Origin of the sequence: Amycolatopsis sp. NPDC051903, from assembly GCF_044452505.1 — a bacterium.
Classification (GTDB): Bacteria; Actinomycetota; Actinomycetes; order Mycobacteriales; family Pseudonocardiaceae; genus Amycolatopsis.
Genome location: NZ_JBITBT010000006.1, coordinates 64,868 through 80,163 on the forward strand (window position 1 = coordinate 64,868; position 15,296 = coordinate 80,163).

The following is a 15,296-nucleotide window of genomic DNA, read 5'->3' on the forward strand; positions in this document are numbered from 1 at the left end:
GGGCTGGGTTGGCCGCCGATCGCACCCACGCAACCCATTCACCTGGGCTGGGTTGGCCGCCGATCGCACCCACGCAACCCATTCACCTGGGCTGGGTTGGCCGCCGATCGCACCCACGCAACCCATTCACCTGGGCTGGGGTTGGCCACCGATCGCACCAGTCCAACCCACTCACCTGCAAACTCACCCGGGCTGGGTTGGCCACCGATCGCACCGCGGGGTCCGGGGGCTCGGCCCCCGGGCAACACATCGCCCCTTCCGAGGGAGCACGAAGTGCGAACAGGAAGGCCAGAAGGGGCGACCCGCTCAACCAGCCTGGGGGTCACTGGGAGCGGGTCGCCGACTCCAAGCTTAGGTAATAACTCGGGAGTTCGCTCCCCGGGGTGTTCAACTGACCTCGATTACTTCTTCACCGGGTGAGCCCGCAACCGGTGAAGAAGCACGTTCAGATTCGTGAAACCCCTCGTCAAGCCGAGTGCGTCCGCTCGGTGGGTGCCGTTGAGCGGGATGGCGGACGTGACGAAGGTCGCTCTCGTCGATCGGGTTCGTTCGGCCGTTCGGCCCCAACTCTTGCTGGCGTCCGGCCAAGAGGGCGGGCTGCGCGACGGGCCCGGAAACACGAAGGGCCTCCGCGTGGTCGCGGAGGCCCCTCGGTTCGCCGGGTGGTTCAGGAGGTCACGCCAGTGCGGTCGCGAGCGGCGTGTGCGGCAGGCCGTGCGCCACGGCGACCGGCTCGTTGGTCAGGGCGCCGTTGTGGGTGTTGAGGCCCTTGGCGAGCGACGCGTCGGCGTTGAGGGCCGCGTGCCAGCCGCGCTCGGCGAGCTGGACGGCGTAGGGCAGCGTCACGTTGGTGAGGCCGTACGTCGAGGTCCGGGGTACCGCGCCGGGCATGTTCGCGACGCAGTAGAAGACCGATTCGTGCACGCGGTAGGTCGGGTCGTCGTGCGTGGTCGGGCGTGAGTCGGCGAAGCAGCCGCCCTGGTCGATGGCGATGTCGACGAGCACGGAGCCCGGCTTCATGCGCGAGACGAGGTCGTTGGAGACGAGCTTGGGGGCTTTCGCGCCGGGCACCAGCACCGCGCCGATCACGAGGTCGGCCTGCAGCACCGACTCCTCGACCGACAGGCGGTTGGAGGTGACCGTGCGGATGCGGCCGCCGAAGTCGTTGTCGATCTGGCGCAGGCGGTCGACGTTGGTGTCCAGGATCTCGACGTCCGAGCCGAGGCCCAGGGCCACGCGGGCCGCGTTGAGGCCCGCGACGCCGCCGCCGATCACCACGACCCGCGCCGGGTGCACGCCGGGGATGCCGCCGGGCAGCACGCCGCGGCCGCCGCTGGGCTTCATCAGCGAGTACGCGCCCACCTGCGGCGCCAGCCGGCCCGCCACCTCGGACATCGGCGCCAGCAGGGGCAGCGCGCCGGTGGCGGTCTGCACCGTCTCGTACGCGATCGCCGTGGTGCCCGCCGCCAGCAGGGCGTCGGTCAGCGGCCGGTCGGCCGCGATGTGCAGGTAGGTGAACAGCACCAGGTCCTTGCGCAGGCGCGGGTACTCCGCGGCGATGGGCTCCTTCACCTTGAGCACGAGCTCGCCCTCAGCCCACGTCTCGTCGGCGGTGGCGAGGATCTTCGCGCCGGCGGCCACGTACTCCTCGTCGGCGATCGACGAGCCGACACCGGCACCGGTCTCGACGAACACGTCGTGACCGCGCCCCACCAGCTCGTGCACACCGGCCGGGGTCAGCGCGACCCGGTACTCGTGCTTCTTGATCTCCCGGGGAACGGCGATACGCACGGCGGCCTCCTGGCGGCGGTTCGGTTCGAGGTGCTGCCACTCACGGTGATGCACCCGGACAGCGGTGTCATCATGCTCCCAGCACATTCTTTCGACCTTTTCATGGTGCCACGGGAACAAACCGGTTGACCTCGACCGCGCTCGAGGTTGTTGGCTGTCGCCTTCGGTCGTCGAGGAAGGGTGCTCATGCGCGCGGTGTGGTTGAGGGAGTTCGGCGGACCCGAGGTGCTCGTGGCGGGGGAGGCGCCCGATCCGGTGCCGGGACCGGGACAAGTGCTGGTCGAGGTGGCGTTCGTGAACGTGACGTTCGTGGAGACGCAGTTCCGCGCGTCCGGGACCGGTCCGTTCGCGGGCGCGCTGCCGATGATCCCGGGCAACGGTGTCGGTGGCGTGATCAGCAAGGTCGGGGAGGGGGTGGACCTGGCGCTCGTGGGCCGGCGCGTCGTGACGTCCACGGGCGGCAGCGGCGGTTACGCCCAGCGAGCGGTGGTCGACGCGTCGCTCGTCTTCGGCGTGCCCGACGCGTTGAGCCTCGACGCGGCGGTCGCCCTGCTCGCCGACGGCCGGACGGCGACCGGGCTCGTCCGCGCGGTCGCGGTGGCGCTGGGGGAGCGCGTGCTCGTCGAGGCGGCGGCCGGGGGTGTCGGCAGCTTGCTGGTGCAGCTCGCGAAGGCCGCGGGCGCGGAGGTCGTCGCGGCGGCCGGCAGCGCGGAGAAGCTCGAGCGCGCTCGAGAGCTGGGGGCGGCGGTGGCGGTCGACTACACCACGCCCGGCTGGGCCGACCGGGTCGGTCCCGTGGACGTGGTCTTCGACGGCGTCGGCGGTGCGATCGGCACCACGGCCTTCTCGTTGCTCCGCCCCGGCGGCCGCATGGCCGTCTACGGGCTGTCGAGCGGCACGTGGGCCGAAGTGTCCGAAGAGGACGCTCGCGAGCGCGGCGTGACGCTCGTCCGCTCGATCGGCGACGCGGCCGCGCTGCGGGAGTACACGGAGTCGGCGCTCACCGCGGCGTCGATCGGCAAGCTGACGCCCGTGATCGGCCAGCGCTTCCCGCTCGAAGCCGCCGCCGACGCGCACGCGGCGATCGAGGCGCGCGGCACCTTCGGCAAGACGTTGCTCGTCGCGTGAGCGGCTTCGACGTCGACGAGTTCCTCGCGCAGCCGTTGACCGCGCGGGTCGCCACGAGCGGTCCCACCGTGCGCCCCACCTGGTACCTGTGGGAGGAGCGCGCGTTCTGGATCCTCAGCGGACCGTGGTCGCGCCTGCCCGATCACGTCCGGTCGTCGCCGGGCCTCGCGCTCACCGTCGACGTGTGCGACGTGGCCACGGGCCTCGTGCGCGCGGTGACCGCGACCGGCCGTGGTGACGTGCTGCCGTTCGACGTGCCGCGCGGGCGGCGCAAGCTGACGCGGTACCTCGGTCCGGACGAGGAGCGGTGGGACCCGCGGTTCCGCGCTTACCTCCACGATCCGGTCCGCGGCACCGTCTGGATCCGCCTGAAGCCCGGGAAGCTGCGCACCCAGGACCTCTCCTACGAGGTCAGCTCCACCGAAGCGCCACCAGCTGGGTGAGCAGGGCCAGCCGGACGTCGGGGTCGTCGAGGTCGAGCGGGACGAGCTCCAGGAGCCGTTTCATGCGGTACCGCAGGGTGTTCGGGTGGATGCGCAGCTCGCTCGCGGCGGCGCGCGGGTCGCCGGGGTGGCGCAGCCACTCGTAGAGCGTGTCGACGTAGCCGGCCTTCGTGGTGTCGTCGTGCGCGCGCAGGACTCCGAGCGGACCGAGTTCCGCGACGCGCGCGGCGACGGCGCCGGTGGCCGCGCGGTGGAGCACGAGCGAAGTCCACGCGTCCTCGTACGCGACGACGCGGCCGGGCACCAGTCCGGCGCGCAGCAAGCCGAGCGCTTCGTCGGCCTGGGCCCGCGACGTGGCGAGCGCGGCGATCGGCACGGGCGCCCCCGCGGCGGCGCGGGGCGCCCCACCGCGGCGGGACGCGGGCTGGGCCGCGAGCGCGTCCCGGAGTTCGGCCCAGGAGGGACCGTCGGGGACGACCGCGTAGAGCACCCCGCCGAGTTCGGTGGCGACCGGGCGACGGCCGATGCCCTGCGAGATGCGTTCGAGCAGCGCGAGCCGCAGCCCCTCGGCGTCGCGGCCGTCGCCACCGGTCACCTCGATCACGACGACGCGGTGGGGTTCGTCGGACAGGTCCAGCTCGGCCACCACGCGCCGCGGGCCGGCGTGGCCTTCGAGCACGGCGCGCAGCAGTTCCGCGGATGCGCGCCGCTGCGCGTCCGTGTGGGCGCGGCGGCGCATCAGGTGCAACGCGACCACGGGGGCGGCGTCGGCGAACGCGGCGGCGCGCTCCTCCGAGACCGGTCCCGCCACCACCGCCCACATCGAGCCCAGCAGCTCGCCGCCCATCCGGATCGGCACGATCAGGCGCGGCAGCGTGCCGTCGCGCTGGGCCGGCACGAAGATCGTCTGCCGGCCGCGGGACAGCTCGCGGAACACGCCGCGGGAGCGGAAGCGCGCGAGCACGTCGTCGGGGATCCGGCGGCCCATGATCGTGGCGACGCGCGCGGGGTCGGTGAGGTCCTGGCGCGCGGAGTACGCGAGCACGCGCGAGTTCGTGTCCTCGATCGTCACCGGCGCGTCCACGACGGACGCCACCGCGTCGGCGAGCCGGAACAGGTCACCCGAACCCGGGTCGCCACCGTCGTCGGGGGAGTCCGACTCGTCGTCGAGCGCGTCGAGCACCGTCCGCAGGAGCCACACGAGCTGCGCCCACGACGTGGCCGAGTGCACCTGGATCAACGCGATCCCGGCCGTTTTCGCGGCGCGTTTCACCGCCGGTTTGGCCGCCAGCGGCGGTTTCAGCAGTACGGCGGCCGCGCCCTGGTCCGCGCTCACGCGCACGAGCTCGGCCGCGCCGGTCGCGTCCGCGGTGGCCACACCCAGTACGAGGTCGCCGGCCGCGACGCCCGCCGGCACCCCGGGTTCGGCGATCACCACGTCGCCCGCGGCCGGGCAGTCGTCGGGCAGCTGGAGCGCGTGGAGCAACGTCGGCCCCACTCGGTCGACCACACTGCGCACCGAGACCACGGGTACATCCTCGCCGAGGCGCGACGGGACCGCTCGGTGCGGGTGGTTTCCCGCGACCCCGCGGCGGCCCGACGCCCTGGTGAAGATCTCCCGGGCGCCCGCGGCCGGGAGATCTTCACCGACTCCGCGGCCAGCCGGTTCCCGCCGCGGCGCGCCGGCACCCGAGCCGCAGTGTCCGCAGTGGACGGTCACCGGAACGGTGGTACCGGCCACCTTTTCGAGTGATCGGGTTTCACGGTACGTTGGTCGGGAACTCCCAGCCCTTGGGAACCCTTGGGTGGTCCGTTCAGGGGAGCTAGCTTCGTCCGCGGAGCCGATCCCTTTGAGCCGCAAGGAGAACCTGATGCCGGAAGACATCTCGGGCTGGTCCTTCGAGACCAAGCAGATCCACGCCGGTGCGGCACCGGACCCCGCGACGGGTGCCCGCGCGACGCCGATCTACCAGACCACGTCGTACGTCTTCCGCGACACGCAGCATGGTGCAGACCTCTTCAGCCTCGCCGAGCCCGGCAACATCTACACGCGCATCATGAACCCGACGCAGGACGTGCTGGAGCAGCGCCTGGCCGCGCTCGAAGGCGGCGTCGCGGCGCTCGCGTTCGCCTCCGGCTCGGCTGCCACCACCGCGGCGATCCTCACGATCGCCGGCGCGGGTGACCACTTCGTCTCCAGCCCGTCGCTCTACGGTGGTACGTACAACCTGTTCCACTACACGCTGCCGAAGCTGGGCATCGAGGTCACGTTCGTCGACGACCAGGACGACCCGGAGCAGTGGCGCGCCGCCGTGCGGCCCGACACCAAGCTGTTCTTCGCCGAGACGCTGGCCAACCCGGGCAGCAACGTCCTCGACATCCGCACGGTCGCGAACGTCGCGCACGAAGCCGGCGTGCCGCTGATCGTCGACAACACCGTGCCCACGCCGTACCTGGTCCGCCCGATCGAGCACGGCGCCGACGTCGTCGTGCACTCGGCGACGAAGTACCTCGGCGGCCACGGCACGACCGTCGCCGGGGTGCTCGTGGACGGCGGCACGTTCGACTTCGGCAAGGACCCGGAGCGGTTCCCCGGCTTTTCCGAGCCGGACCCGAGCTACCACGGCCTGAAGTACTGGGAAGCCCTCGGCCCGGGCGCGTACGCGGCGAAGGCGCGCGTGCAGATCCTGCGCGACACCGGTGCGGCGATCTCGCCGCTCAACAGCTTCCTGATCCTGCAGGGCATCGAGACGCTGTCGCTGCGCCTCGAGCGCCACGTCGCCAACGCGCAGGCGCTCGCGGAGTGGCTCGAGCAGCGCGACGAGGTCGAGAAGGTCTACTACGCCGGCCTGCCGTCGAGCCCGTTCCACGCCAACGCGCAGAAGTACCTGCCGCGCGGCGCGGGCGCGGTGCTCTCGTTCGACCTGCGCGGCGGTGTCGAGGCCGGCCGCAAGTTCGTGGACGGCACCGAATTGCACAGCCAGCTGGTGAACATCGGCGACGTGCGCAGCCTGATCGTGCACCCGGCGTCGACCACCCACAGCCAGCTCTCACCGGAGGAGCAGCGCGCCAGCGGCGTCACGCCGGGCCTCGTGCGGCTCGCCGTGGGGCTCGAGGGCATCGAAGACCTCAAGGCCGACCTGGAGGCGGGTTTCCGCGCCGCCAAGGCGGACCTGTGACGGGTTCCGGTGCGCATCTCCCGCCCGCCACCGGCGCGTGGCGGGCGGGAGACCCACCCGGCGGACGGCGGTGGTTCACCGGCCCCGGCGCGCTCGCGCTGGAGGCCGGTGGCTCGCTGCCGTCCTACACCCTCGCGTACGAGACGTGGGGGCAGCTGAACTCCGACGGCTCCAACGCGGTCCTCGTCGAACACGCGCTGACCGGCGACAGCCACGTCGCGGGCGAAGCCGGGCCCGGTCACCCCAGCGCGGGCTGGTGGGACGGGCTCGTCGGGCCCGGCAAGGCGTTCGACACGGACTCGATGTTCGTCGTGGTCCCCAACGTCCTCGGCGGGTGCCAGGGCTCCACGGGCCCGTCGTCACCTGACCCCGGCGGACGGCCGTGGGGCAGCCGGTTCCCGGTCGTGACCGTGCGGGACCAGGTGACGACCGAGGCCGCGCTCGCCGACGCCCTGGGCATCGACCGCTGGGCCGCCGTGGCCGGCGGTTCCATGGGCGGCATGCGGGCCCTCGAATGGGCGGTCTCGCTGCCCGACCGGGTGGCTTCCGTCCTCGTGCTGGCCTCGACCGCCCGTGCGTCGGCCGAGCAGATCGCCTGGGCCGCGCCGCAGTTGCACGCCATCCGGGCTGACCCGGGCTGGCACGGCGGTGACTACCACTCCCTCGGGCCCGGGGAAGGTCCGCACCGCGGACTGGGGGTGGCGCGGCGGATCGCGCACGTGACTTACCGCAGTGAACCCGAGCTGTCCCAACGGTTCGGGCGGTCGTACCAGGGCGCCGAGGACCCGTTGCGCGGCGGGCGCTTCGCCGTGGAGTCCTATTTGGACCACCACGCGGACAAGCTGGTGCACCGCTTCGACGCGGGGTCGTACGTGGTGCTCACGGAGTCGATGAACACCCACGACGTCGGCCGCGACCGAGGTGGCGTCGCCGCGGCTCTCGGGCGGGTTCGCGCGCGCACGGTGGTCGCCGGCGTCGACAGCGACCGGCTGTACCCGGTGTACCAGTCGCGGGAGATCGCCGCCGGCGTCGGCGGCGAAACGGCGGTCGTCTCGTCGCCGTACGGCCACGATTCGTTCTTGATCGAGACGGAACAGATCGCCGCCTTGGTGAAATCGCTCCTCGGTTAGCCCGTGACGAACGAAAAGGGCGCCGCGGACAAACCGGGACGCCCCTTCCGGGTCAGGAAATTCAGCCGATCGCGGCAGTCAGCGGCGTGTAGTAGCCGCCCCGCTGACCGGCGGCCGTCGGGTGGTAGGACTCGTCCACCGGCCACGTGAGGCTGTGCAGGTAGTCGCTCGCGGACGAGCAGATGTTGTGGCCCACGAAGGCCGAGCGGACGTCCACGAAGGTCGCGCCGGCGGCCGACGCGCGCGAAGCGATCACGGAAGCCAGCGTGTCCGCGCCCGAGTTGATCGCCGAACGCTTCGTGTCGCTGAGGCCGACGTTGCACGAACCCGGCACCGTGTAGAAGCGCGGGTACGACAGCACGACGAGGTGCGCGTTCGGGGCCTTCGTCTTCACCGCGCGGTACACGTTGTCGAGCAGGCTCGGCAGGGTGTTCTGCACGTACGACTTCGCCGTGTTCACCCGGTCCACGCACGTCTGGTCGCTGTTGAGCGTGCAGGTCGTGATCACGTCGGTGAAGCCGGCGTCGTTGCCGCCCACGGTGAGCGTCACCAGCGTGGCGCTCGACGGCATCGAGTTGATCTGGGTCAGCACGTCACCGGTCTTCGCGCCGGAGCACGCGAGGAAGGTGAACGAGGTGCCGGAGTGGGCGTTGGCCCAGAGCTGACCGTAGGCGTTGGCGCTGCGTTTGCAGGCGCCCGAACTGCCGTAGCTCCCGGCGCCCACCCCGGAGGAGTAGGAATCGCCGAGTGCGGTGTAGCTGGTGGCAGCGCTGGCGGTGCCCGCCAGGCCGAGTGAAGCGAGTAGAGCGACCCCCAGGGCCGCGCACATCCGGAGGATCGATCGAGAGGGTTGACGGCTCATAAAGTCACTCCTGTCGTGACGGCTCGACGAGAAGAACAAATACCAGGTGGAATCCCCACGGGACACCCCAGAAATCGCAGGTGACCCCACTTGGCTCAGGCAGGAAGTAGGACGGAAGTTAGCGCTCGCTAACCGGCGGCCCTACTATGAGCGGATGCCGGCGAACCCCACCCCACTCGTGAACGGCGAGAAGGCGAACAGGCGTGAACAGATCATGGCTGCTGCCGCCGAGCTGTTCGCCCACCACGGCTTCCACGGTGTCGGCATCGACGACATCGGCGCGGCGGTCGGCATCTCCGGCCCAGCGCTCTACCGCCACTTCCGCAGCAAGGACGCCATCCTCGGCGAGATGCTGAACTCGATCAGCCACTACCTGCTCGAAGGCGGCACCGCACGCGCCGAGACCGGCGGTACCCCGCCGGAGCTGCTCGAAGCGCTCGTGCGGTTCCACGTCGGCTTCGCGCTCGATCACCCGGCGCTGATCACCGTGCAGGAGCGCAACCTCGCGAACCTCACCGACAGTGACCGCAAGCAGGTGCGCGCGCTCCAGCGCCAATACGTCGAGGTGTGGGTGCGCGCGATCCGCACCGCGATCCCGGGCCTCGGGGAACGCGAGGCCCGCTCGGCGGCACACGCCGTGTTCGGCTTGATCAACTCGACGCCGTACAACCGCCATCTCGGTGACGCCGAGCTGTCCGATCTGCTCTGCCGGCTCGCTCTCGGCGCACTTTCCGCGGCGGGCTGATCCCCCGGATTCGGGGTATCCCCACGGAAGCCGGTGCTGGTGTTTGATGGGCACGTGACCCCGGACCGGAGCGAGGACGAGCAGCGGCTCGTGGAGAAGGCGCAACGCGCGCTCGTCGCCATCAGCCTCGGCGAGGACGCCGAGGCGCTCGAACAACTCACGCCCTCGTCCGAAGAGCCGCAGCAGCGCTCCGACGAGACGAAGGCGCTGATGCTCCTGCTCTTCGGCGAGTGCAGTGCGATGGTGTCCACGCTCGGTGACGGCGGCACGGCGCCCGTCAAGGTCCAGGTCTTCGACGAAGACGGCGAAGAGGTCTCCATCGACCAGGCCGACCCGCCCGTGCGCACCGCCGTGCGCACGCTGCTGGCCGAAGTCCACGGCAACACCGCAGCCGCGCAGGAACAGGTCGAGATCGCGCTGGCGAGCGCCGCGCCCGACGAGGTCGACAGCCTCGTGCTGCAGGCCCTGCGCTGGACGATCCGGCTGTCGGTCGAGTGCCTCGACCGCGATCTTCCCGTGGCGGACTGGATCTCCGACGCCGTCACCGGCTGAGGCCTGGCAGGAAAACGTCTCACGTCCCGAGCGTTCGCCGGGGTTCGCGGGGTGCGCTGAAGGCCACATCACCCCTCGTCGAACCCGGCTGGACACTCCCGTTAGTGGTCGCTAACATCCGAAGTGGAGTTAACGACCGCTAACGTCTCGACGAGGAGCCATGGACACGCCGGTACTGAGCAGCTCCGCGGATCCGCGGAGCGAAACGTTCACCCGCAGCGTCACTTCTCACCACGAGCTCGTCGAGGACCTGCGCAAGCGCCTCGGCACCGCCCGCCTCGGCGGGCCCGAGAAGTCCCGCACCCGGCACGTGGAACGCGGCAAGCTGCTGCCGCGCGACCGCGTCGACACGCTGCTCGACCCGGGGTCGCCGTTCCTCGAGCTCTCGCCGCTGGCCGCCAACGGCCTCTACGACGACGAAGCGCCGAGCGCCGGGATCATCGCCGGTGTCGGGCGCGTGTCGGGCCGCGAATGCGTGGTCGTCGCGAACGACGCCACGGTCAAGGGCGGCACGTACTACCCGATGACGGTCAAGAAGCACCTGCGCGCCCAGGAAGTGGCGCTGCACAACAACCTGCCGTGCATCTACCTCGTCGACTCCGGTGGCGCGTTCCTCCCGCACCAGGACGACGTGTTCCCCGACCGCGAGCACTTCGGGCGCATCTTCTACAACCAGGCCACGATGTCCGCGCGCGGCATCCCGCAGATCGCCGCCGTGCTCGGCTCGTGCACCGCGGGCGGCGCGTACGTGCCGGCCATGAGCGACGAAGCGGTCATCGTGCGCAACCAGGGCACGATCTTCCTCGGCGGCCCGCCGCTCGTGAAGGCCGCGACCGGTGAGGTCGTCACGGCCGAGGAGCTGGGCGGCGGCGACGTGCACGCGCGCCAGTCGGGCGTCACCGACCACCTCGCCGACGACGACGCCCACGCGCTGCGCATCGTCCGCGACATCGTTTCGACGCTCGGCCCGCGCACGCCACGCCCGTGGGACGTCGTGCCCGTCGAGGAGCCGGTCGTCGAGCCGCGGGAGCTCTACGGGGTGGTGCCGACGGATTCGCGCACGCCCTACGACGTGCGCGAGGTGATCGCCCGCGTGGTCGACGGCAGCAAGTTCGCCGAGTTCAAGAAGGAGTACGGCAGCACGCTCGTCACCGGCTTCGCGCGCATCCACGGCCACCCGGTGGGCATCATCGCCAACAACGGCGTGCTGTTCGCCGAGTCGGCCATGAAGGGCGCGCACTTCATCGAGCTGTGCGATCGCCGCTCGATCCCGCTGGTGTTCCTGCAGAACATCACCGGCTTCATGGTCGGCAAGGCGTACGAGGCCGGCGGCATCGCCAAGCACGGGGCGAAGATGGTCACGGCCGTCGCGTGCGCCCGGGTGCCGAAGTTCACCGTGATCATCGGCGGCTCGTTCGGCGCCGGGAACTACTCGATGTGCGGGCGGGCGTACTCGCCGCGGTTCCTGTGGATGTGGCCCAACGCGCGGATTTCCGTGATGGGCGGCGAGCAGGCCGCGTCGGTGCTGTCGACCGTGCGCCGCGACGCGATCGAGGCCCGCGGCGGCGAGTGGTCGGCCGAGGACGAAGAGGCGTTCAAGGATCCGATCCGCGAACAGTACGAGCACCAGGGCAGCCCGTACTACTCCACCGCGCGGCTGTGGGACGACGGCGTGATCGACCCGGCGGACACCCGCACGGTGCTCGGGCTCGCGCTGTCGGCGGCGGCCAACGCACCCCTGCCCGAGGTCAACTACGGCGTCTTCCGGATGTGATGAGCGTGTTCCTGTTCGACACGGTCCTGGTGGCCAATCGCGGCGAGATCGCGGTCCGCGTGATCCGGTCGCTGCGCGAGCTGGGCATCCGCTCGGTCGCGGTGTACAGCGACGCGGACGCCGATGCACGCCACGTGCGCGAAGCCGACACCGCGGTGCGCCTCGGTCCGGCCGAGGCGGCGAAGAGCTACCTGTCCATCCCGGCGATCCTCGCCGCCGCGCGCGAAACGGGCGCGCAGGCCGTGCACCCGGGTTACGGCTTCCTCGCGGAGAACGCGGCGTTCGCGCGGGCGTGCGAGGAGGCCGGGCTGGTGTTCATCGGCCCGCCCGTGACGGCCATCGAGAAGATGGGCGACAAGATCCGCGCCAAGGCCACGGTTTCCGAGGCCGGGGTGCCGGTGGTGCCGGGCGCGTCCGATGTGGACATTCCTGAAGGCGGGTTCGCCGAGGCGGCCGCGCGCGTGGGGTATCCGTTGCTGCTGAAGCCGTCCGCCGGTGGCGGCGGCAAGGGCATGCGGCTCGTGCACGCCGAGGACGAGCTGGCGCCGGCGATCGAATCCGCGCGGCGCGAGGCGAAGAGCTCGTTCGGCGACGACACGCTGCTGCTGGAGCGGTTCGTGACCACGCCGCGGCACATCGAGATCCAGGTGCTCGCCGACGCGCACGGTACCGTGCTGCACCTCGGCGAACGCGAGTGCAGCCTGCAGCGGCGGCACCAGAAGATCGTCGAAGAGGCGCCGTCGGTGCTGCTCGACGAGGCCACGCGGCAGAAGATGGGTTCCGCGGCGGCCGAAGCGGCGCGGTCGGTGGGCTACGTCGGCGCGGGCACCGTGGAGTTCATCATGTCCGCGCACGACCCGGACGAGTTCTTCTTCATGGAGATGAACACCCGCCTGCAGGTCGAGCACCCCGTCACGGAGATGGTGACCGGGCTGGACCTCGTGGCGTGGCAGGTGCGCATCGCCGCCGGCGAGCCGTTGTCGCTGACGCAGGAGGAGGTGCGGCTCGACGGGCACGCCATCGAGGCCCGCGTCTACGCCGAGGACCCGGCGCGCGGGTTCATCCCGACCGGCGGCACGGTGCTCGCCGTGCACGAGCCGTCGGGCGACGGCGTGCGCGTGGACTCGTGGATGACCGAGGGCGCGGTCGTCGGTTCGAACTACGACCCGATGCTGGCCAAGGTGATCGCCTACGGCCCGGACCGCGAGTCGGCGCTGCGCAAGCTCGACCGCGCGCTGGGTGACACGGCGTTGCTGGGGCTGGGCACGAACGTCGCGTTCCTGCGCAGCCTGCTCGCCGACGAGGACGTGCGCGCGGGCCGGCTCGACACGGAGCTCGTGGACCGGCGCCTGGCCGACCTCGTGTCGGCCGAGGTGCCCGCCGGGTTCTTCGTGGCCGCGGCGCTGGACCGGCTGGTTTCGCTGCAGCCGACGGGGTCCGTTGTGGATCCGTGGGACGTGCCGAGCGGCTGGCGCGTCGGCGGCGGGGGCGGGGTGACGTTCCGGCTGCGCGCCGGCGAGGTGCTGGCGAAGGTGCGGGTTTCCGGCACCCCGGCCGACGCCGCGGTGCAGGTGGACGACGCCGAGCCCGTGCGAGCGTCGGTGAGCCGCCGTGGCGACGTGCTGGAAGTGCGGCGGGCCGGCGGGCTCGAGCGGTACCGGCGGGCGGACGGTCCTGATCGGACGGTGTGGCTCGCGCGGGACGGGTACGGCTTCGCGTTCGCGGACCAGGAAGTCGTGCTCTCGCACCGTGGTGAGGTGGCGGGTGCGGGGCCGGTGAAGAGCCCGATGCCGGGCACGGTGCTCGTGGTGAAGGTCGCCGAGGGCGACGTGGTCGCGGCCGGCACGCCGTTGCTGGTCGTGGAGGCGATGAAGATGGAACACACCGTTACCGCGCCGATCGACGGCGTGGTGAGTGAGCTCGCGGTGCGGGCCGGGCAGCAGGTGGCGCTCGACGAAACGCTGGCCGTGGTGAGCCCGGAGGAGGAGGACCGATGATCGACTTCCGCTTGGACGAAGAGTACGAGGCTCTCCGCAAGACGGTTGAGGACTTCGCGCACAACGAGGTCGCGCCCGTGATCGGCCCGCTGTACGAGAAGGAGCAGTTCCCGTACGCGCTCGTGGCCAAGATGGGCGACATGGGCCTGTTCGGCCTGCCGTTCTCCGAGGAGTTCGGCGGCATGGGCGGCGACTACTTCGCGCTGTGCCTGGCGCTGGAGGAGCTGGCGCGCGTCGACTCGTCGGTCGCGATCACGCTCGAGGCCGGCGTTTCGCTCGGCGCGATGCCGATCTACCGCTTCGGCACCCAGGAGCAGAAGGAGAAGTGGCTGCCGGCCCTGTGCTCCGGCGAGGCCCTCGGCGGGTTCGGCCTCACGGAACCGGGCGGCGGCTCGGACGCGGGCGCCACTCGCACCCGCGCCAAGCTCGACGGCGACGAGTGGGTGATCAACGGCAGCAAGGCGTTCATCACCAACTCCGGCACGGACATCACCCGGCTGGTGACGGTCACGGCCGTCACCGACGTGATGGAGAACGGCCGCAAGGAGATCTCGGCGATCATCGTGCCCTCGGGCACCCCGGGCTTCGCCGTGGCGCCCAAGTACTCCAAGGTCGGCTGGAACTGCTCGGACACGCACGAACTCTCGTTCGCCGACGTCCGCGTGCCGGCGGCCAACCTGGTCGGCACGCGCGGCCGCGGCTACGCCCAGTTCCTGTCCATCTTGGACGAAGGCCGCGTCGCGATCGCCTCCCTGAGCGTCGGCCTGGCCCAGGGTTGCGTCGACGAGTGCCTCAAGTACGCCAAGGACCGCGTCGCCTTCGGCCACCGCATCGGTGAGTACCAGGCGATCCAGTTCAAGATCGCGGACATGGAGGTCCGCACCCACACCGCGCGGCTCGCCTATTACCAGGCCGCTTCGAAGATGCTGCGCGGCGAGCCGTTCAAGAAGGAAGCCTCGATCGCGAAGCTCGTCGCGTCCAACGCCGCGATGGACAACGCGCGTGACGCGACGCAGATCTTCGGCGGGTACGGGTTCATGAACGAGTTCCCGGTCAGCCGGTTCTACCGGGACGCCAAGATCCTGGAGATCGGCGAGGGGACGAGCGAGGTGCAGCGGATGCTGATCGCGCGGCACCTGGGGATCGCGAGCTAGCCACCGGCTCACCGCATGATCGCCGCAGCGAGCGACGCGGGATCCGACACCATCGCGAAGTGCTGCTGCCCCTCCAGCACCTGCACTTCGGCGCCCACCCGGGCGGCGTACCGACGGACCCCCGCCGCCATCGGGGGTGCGCTCGCGCCGCCGAGCAGAACACCGCGCGCGCCGACCGGCGACGGCAACCCCTCCTCGACGATCGCCGCGTCGTCGGGGGACCGTGTGTGCGAGGCGCAGTTCCTCCTGCCACTGCGGCGAATCGCGCGGCGCACGCGTTCAACCGCCGCTGGAAGATCGTGGCCGTCCACTGTGGATACGGCGGCGAGTCCCTTCTGGACACCTACTCGCGCGAGCCCGTGGCTCCGGTGCCGGGCTGGCTCGCGACCCACGTCGTCGACGAACCGACGGCCGCGGACCTGAACCTGGCCGAGGGCTGGCTCCTGGTGCGGCCGGACGGTTACCTCGCCGCCCGCGGCACGGGTGCGGTGCCCGTCCCGGCGGGCTACTGCGGCGGATAGAAATACCGGTATAGTTATCC

The 15,296-nt window shown here is 71.3% G+C and carries 14 protein-coding genes; 10 read left to right on the forward strand and 4 right to left on the reverse strand.

Annotated features, from left to right (window positions below):
- Positions 1-675: 675 nt before the first annotated feature.
- Positions 676-1,791, reverse strand: coding sequence for an alanine dehydrogenase (ald, locus tag ACIA77_RS16565; RefSeq protein ID WP_395886736.1), 1,116 nt, complete (start codon positions 1,789-1,791; stop codon positions 676-678).
- Positions 1,792-1,977: 186 nt separating this feature from the next.
- Between ald and ACIA77_RS16570 the strand changes: the two genes are divergently transcribed.
- Both ACIA77_RS16570 and ACIA77_RS16575 read left to right on the forward strand, forming a co-directional pair.
- The gene (locus ACIA77_RS16570; RefSeq protein ID WP_395886737.1) at positions 1,978-2,919 is read left to right on the forward strand and encodes a zinc-binding dehydrogenase; all 942 of its coding nucleotides are present in this window, start codon (positions 1,978-1,980) and stop codon (positions 2,917-2,919) included.
- Positions 2,916-3,362 carry a pyridoxamine 5'-phosphate oxidase family protein gene (locus tag ACIA77_RS16575; RefSeq protein WP_395886738.1) on the forward strand — a complete coding sequence of 149 codons (447 nt, stop codon included), beginning with the start codon at positions 2,916-2,918 and terminating at the stop codon, positions 3,360-3,362. Before ACIA77_RS16570 ends, ACIA77_RS16575 begins: the two co-directional genes overlap by 4 nt.
- Here ACIA77_RS16575 and ACIA77_RS16580 read toward each other — a convergent pair.
- Positions 3,331-4,890 carry a PucR family transcriptional regulator gene (locus ACIA77_RS16580; protein WP_395886739.1) on the reverse strand — a complete coding sequence of 520 codons (1,560 nt, stop codon included), beginning with the start codon at positions 4,888-4,890 and terminating at the stop codon, positions 3,331-3,333. The two genes, ACIA77_RS16575 and ACIA77_RS16580, sit on opposite strands and share 32 nt — an antisense overlap.
- A gap of 343 nt (positions 4,891-5,233) precedes the next feature.
- Between ACIA77_RS16580 and ACIA77_RS16585 the strand changes: the two genes are divergently transcribed.
- Together ACIA77_RS16585 and ACIA77_RS16590 are read left to right on the forward strand one after the other, a co-directional pair.
- Positions 5,234-6,541 carry a bifunctional o-acetylhomoserine/o-acetylserine sulfhydrylase gene (locus ACIA77_RS16585; RefSeq protein ID WP_395886740.1) on the forward strand — a complete coding sequence of 436 codons (1,308 nt, stop codon included), beginning with the start codon at positions 5,234-5,236 and terminating at the stop codon, positions 6,539-6,541.
- Positions 6,538-7,671 (forward strand): homoserine O-acetyltransferase, encoded by a 1,134-nt coding sequence (locus ACIA77_RS16590; protein WP_395886741.1) that lies wholly within the window; start codon positions 6,538-6,540, stop codon positions 7,669-7,671. Before ACIA77_RS16585 ends, ACIA77_RS16590 begins: the two co-directional genes overlap by 4 nt.
- Positions 7,672-7,732: 61 nt before the next feature.
- Here the strand turns inward: ACIA77_RS16590 and ACIA77_RS16595 are convergent, their stop codons facing one another.
- Positions 7,733-8,500, reverse strand: a complete 768-nt coding sequence (locus tag ACIA77_RS16595; RefSeq protein WP_395886742.1) for an SGNH/GDSL hydrolase family protein — start codon at positions 8,498-8,500, stop codon at positions 7,733-7,735.
- Between the two features lie 187 nt (positions 8,501-8,687).
- Between ACIA77_RS16595 and ACIA77_RS16600 the strand changes: the two genes are divergently transcribed.
- The 5 genes from ACIA77_RS16600 (at position 8,688) to ACIA77_RS16620 (ending at position 14,755) form a co-directional block, all read left to right on the forward strand.
- Positions 8,688-9,278, forward strand: coding sequence for a TetR/AcrR family transcriptional regulator (locus tag ACIA77_RS16600; protein ID WP_395886743.1), 591 nt, complete (start codon positions 8,688-8,690; stop codon positions 9,276-9,278).
- 54 nt (positions 9,279-9,332) lie between these two features.
- Positions 9,333-9,830: a hypothetical protein gene (locus ACIA77_RS16605; protein ID WP_395886744.1), complete on the forward strand. Its 498-nt coding sequence runs from the start codon at positions 9,333-9,335 to the stop codon at positions 9,828-9,830.
- A gap of 160 nt (positions 9,831-9,990) precedes the next feature.
- On the forward strand, positions 9,991-11,604 hold the full coding sequence (locus tag ACIA77_RS16610; protein ID WP_395886745.1) for a carboxyl transferase domain-containing protein: 1,614 nt from the start codon (positions 9,991-9,993) through the stop codon (positions 11,602-11,604).
- 11 nt (positions 11,605-11,615) lie between these two features.
- On the forward strand, positions 11,616-13,601 hold the full coding sequence (locus ACIA77_RS16615) for an acetyl-CoA carboxylase biotin carboxylase subunit (protein ID WP_395887033.1): 1,986 nt from the start codon (positions 11,616-11,618) through the stop codon (positions 13,599-13,601).
- Positions 13,598-14,755, forward strand: a complete 1,158-nt coding sequence (locus ACIA77_RS16620) for an acyl-CoA dehydrogenase family protein (protein WP_395886746.1) — start codon at positions 13,598-13,600, stop codon at positions 14,753-14,755. Before ACIA77_RS16615 ends, ACIA77_RS16620 begins: the two co-directional genes overlap by 4 nt.
- An 8-nt stretch (positions 14,756-14,763) precedes the next feature.
- Here ACIA77_RS16620 and ACIA77_RS16625 read toward each other — a convergent pair whose 3' ends face one another.
- Positions 14,764-14,943, reverse strand: coding sequence for a hypothetical protein (locus ACIA77_RS16625; RefSeq protein WP_395886747.1), 180 nt, complete (start codon positions 14,941-14,943; stop codon positions 14,764-14,766).
- Positions 14,944-14,982: 39 nt separating this feature from the next.
- On the opposite strand from ACIA77_RS16625, the gene ACIA77_RS16630 reads away from it, so the two are divergent.
- On the forward strand, positions 14,983-15,276 hold the full coding sequence (locus tag ACIA77_RS16630) for a hypothetical protein (RefSeq protein WP_395886748.1): 294 nt from the start codon (positions 14,983-14,985) through the stop codon (positions 15,274-15,276).
- Positions 15,277-15,296 lie beyond the last annotated feature (20 nt).